This is a genomic window from Pirellulales bacterium (assembly GCA_019694455.1).
In the GTDB taxonomy this organism is placed as follows: Bacteria; Planctomycetota; Planctomycetia; order Pirellulales; family JAEUIK01; genus JAIBBY01.
The window spans coordinates 1-2,725 of record JAIBBY010000131.1; the positions used below are offsets into that span (position 1 = coordinate 1).

The 2,725-nt window shown below is 64.2% G+C and carries 2 protein-coding genes; both read left to right on the forward strand.

All coding sequences use genetic code 11. The annotated features are described in order from the left end of the window. Positions 1-1,387 (forward strand): DUF1501 domain-containing protein (locus K1X71_21260; GenBank protein MBX7075679.1); only part of this gene is annotated, 1,387 nt, incomplete at its 5' end. 144 nt (positions 1,388-1,531) lie between these two features. Continuing rightward, positions 1,532-2,725 (forward strand): DUF1549 domain-containing protein (locus tag K1X71_21265; GenBank protein MBX7075680.1); only part of this gene is annotated, 1,194 nt, incomplete at its 3' end.

Consider the following 2,725-nt stretch of genomic DNA (forward strand, 5'->3'; position numbering starts at 1 on the left):
AGAGGCCGCCTGCGGCTTTGGCGCGCTCGCCTGGTCGGCTCTTGCCGCGCAAACGAGCGTGGCGCGATCGGCGGTATCGCCCCGCGGCGCTCCGCATTTCCCACCGCGCGCCAAGCGCGTCATCTTTCTTTTCATGCAGGGGGGAGTAAGCCGGGTCGATTCGTTCGATCACAAACCGCGTCTGGCCAACGACGACGGCAAGCAGATGCCGTTCGACGACGCTCGTCAGCGCGCCAACAGCGGCGACGGTCAATCGTCGCATCGCGTGATGAAGTCTCCCTGGAACTTTGCCCGGCACGGCCAAACTGGCCGTTGGGTCTCTGATCTGTTTCCGCACACCGCCCGGCATATCGACGATCTCTGCCTGCTGCATGGCATGCAGACCGAAGGGGTCGCGCACGGGCCAGCCACGCTCTTTCTGCACTGCGGCGCCACCAACTTTGTGCGCCCCTCCATCGGATCGTGGACCCTCTACGGACTCGGAACCGAAAACGAGAATCTCCCCGGCTTCGTCTCCATTTGCCCCTCGGCCGGCAACGGCGGCTCGCGCAACTACGGCAACGCCTTTCTGCCCGCCGAGTTTCAAGGCACCGCGATTGGCAAGGCCGGCGCCCCGGCCACCGAGGCGGTCATTCGCAATCTCGCCAATCAGCAGCAGACTCCCGCACAGCAGCAAGCGCAGTTCCGCCGCCTGCAAGCGCTCAACAGCGCGCAGCAACCACCGCTGGCCAGCGACGACCAGTTTGCTGCCGTTGTCCGCTCCTGCGAACTGGCCTGGCGCATGCAGCAGCACGCCCCCGACGTGCTCGATCTATCGCGAGAAACGCGGCACACGCTGGAGCAATACGGCATCGGTCAACAGCCCACCGACAACTTTGGCCGGCAGTGCCTCATGGCCCGCCGACTCTGCGAAAGTGGCGTGCGCTATGTGCAGGTGACCTACGGCGACAGCACCGCCAACCCCGCCTGGGATCAGCACTCGAATTTGCCCAAGCACGCCGATCACGCCCGCGCCGTCGACCAGCCCATCGCCGCGCTCTTGGCCGATCTCAAACAGCGCGGCCTTCTGGAAGACACCATCGTCTGGTGGGGGAGCGAGTTCGGACGCACCCCCTACGCCGAAAAGAACGGCACCGGCCGCGATCACAACCCCGCAGGCTTCACCATCTGGCTCGCCGGCGGCGGCTTCAAGCCCGGACTTTCTTACGGCCAAACCGACGAGTTCGGTCATCTCGCTGTCGCCGGGCAGGTCCACATGCACGATCTGCACGCCACCATCCTGCACCAACTCGGTCTTAATCACGAGCGGCTTACCTTCCGCTACTCCGGTCGCGACTTCCGACTCACCGATGTCGCCGGTCAGGTGGTGGAAGAAATTGTTTCGTGAATTCGCCGAACGTCCGCGCGGCGCCGACTCAGGTCCGCATAATTTGCCATTTGCCGCGCGCTTGCCCATAATGCCCACCAACACGCCGGAACCCCGCCCTCACCTACCCCTGGGGTTCCACCAACCGCCAACTGGGAGACCAGCATGCGGCAAACCCCGCTCAGTGGTCCGTCCGCGCAAGGATGTCGGATACTCCGTCCACTTTATGGCGCCGCGCTCTCGCTGTTATTCGCCAGCCGCGCTCTGGCTGCCGACGCCGATCCCGTCACCGCGCAAGCGCCACCGGCCATCACCTTCGAAGAGCACATCCGCCCGATCTTCAAGGCCCATTGTTTTCACTGCCACGGCGCGGAGGGAGAGCCCAAGTCGGGCCTCGATGTGCGCCTCCGTCGCAGCCTCGAAGCGGGCGGAGAGGCCGGCGCCGCGCTCGTCCCCGGCAAGCGCGACGAGAGTCCCATCTTTGTGCGCACGCTCGCTGGCGAAATGCCTCCTGGCGATCACAAGCTAACCGCGCAACAGATCGAACTCATTGGCCAGTGGATCGACGCCGGCGCACCGACCAAGCGCCCTGAGCCGGAGAATATCAACGCCTCGCCCGGTATCACTCCAGAAGATCGCCAGTTTTGGGCCTTCCAGCCGGTGACCCGTCCAGAGGTTCCCAAGCATGGCGAGTTGGCCAATCCGGTCGATCGCTTCCTCGTCGACAAGTTGGTGCCCGCCGGACTCGCCTTTTCTCCCCCGGCAGAAAGGCTCGCGCTACTGCTCCGCGCCACCTTCGATCTGACCGGTCTGCCCCCCTCGCTCGACGAAGTGCGACTCTTTCTCGCCGACACGGCGCCCGACGCCTACGAGCGGTTGATCGATCGCTTGCTCGCCTCGCCTCACTATGGCGAACGCTGGGGGCGTCATTGGCTCGATGTGGCCGGCTATGCCGAGTCAGATGGCTACGTCGATGAGGATCGCCCCCGTCCCTACGCCTACAAGTATCGCGACTACGTGATCCGCGCCTTCAACTCCGACAAGCCACTGGACGCCTTCATTGTTGAGCAACTTGCCGGCGACGAACTGCTTACGCCTCCCTATACCAATCTCAATCCCGATCAAATCGAAAAGCTGGTCGCCACCGGTTTCCTGCGCATGGCGGCCGACGGCACTGGCACGGCGGCCATCGATGAGGACTTGGCCCGCAACGCCACCATGGCCGACACGATCAAGATTGTCTCGACGTCGCTCTTGGGGTTGAGCGTTGGCTGCGCGCAATGCCACGACCATCGCTACGATCCCATCTTGCACACCGACTACTATCGGCTGCGCGACGTCTTCGAACCCGCCTACAAC